Source organism: Streptomyces violaceorubidus (assembly GCF_000717995.1).
Taxonomy (GTDB): Bacteria; Actinomycetota; Actinomycetes; order Streptomycetales; family Streptomycetaceae; genus Streptomyces; species Streptomyces violaceorubidus.
Window position 1 is genome coordinate 1 of the sequence record NZ_JODM01000129.1, and the last position, 707, is coordinate 707.

General features: G+C 65.8%; 1 protein-coding gene. It reads left to right on the forward strand.

From position 1 onward, the window contains the following. A partial coding sequence (locus IE94_RS0134330) for a glycerophosphodiester phosphodiesterase (RefSeq protein WP_030192405.1) occupies positions 1-707 on the forward strand: 707 nt, incomplete at both ends.

Sequence of the window (707 nt, forward strand, 5' to 3'; positions counted from 1 at the left end):
CAGGCCGCCACCGGACCCGACGTCATCGCCCACCGCGGCTCCTCCGGCATGGCACCCGAGAACACCGCCGCCGCCATCGACCTCGCCGTCCGCCAACACGCCGACTACGTCGAAATCGACGTCCAACGCACCAAGGACGGCAAACTCGTCAACTTCCACGACTGCACCATGGAACGCACCACCGACATCGAAACCCTCTACCCCGGACGCCCCCACTACCGCATCTCCGACTTCACCTGGAACGAACTCAGCCGCCTCGACGCCGGCTCCTGGTTCCACCACGACTACACCGGCGAACCCCTCATCACCCTCGACGACGTCATCCACCACATCCAGCACACCCGCACCGGCCTCCTCGCCGAAATCAGCCCCTGCACCCAATACGGCACCACCCTCGCCACCGACCTCGCCCACACCCTCCACAACAAACCCCACTACCTCCGCAACGCCCTCGCCCACCACCAACTGGCCGTCCAGTCCTTCCAGACCGACGACGCCCGCACCTTCCACACCCAACAGCCCGACATCCCCATCGGCATCCTCGACGCCGACCGGCCCACCGACACCGAACTGACCGAACTCAGCCAATGGGCCGACCAGATCAACCCCCAGCACACCGTCACCGACCAGACCCTCGTCGACCGCATCCACCAACTCGGCATGGACATCAACGTCTGGACCGTCGACGAACCCGGAGCCATCCGCAA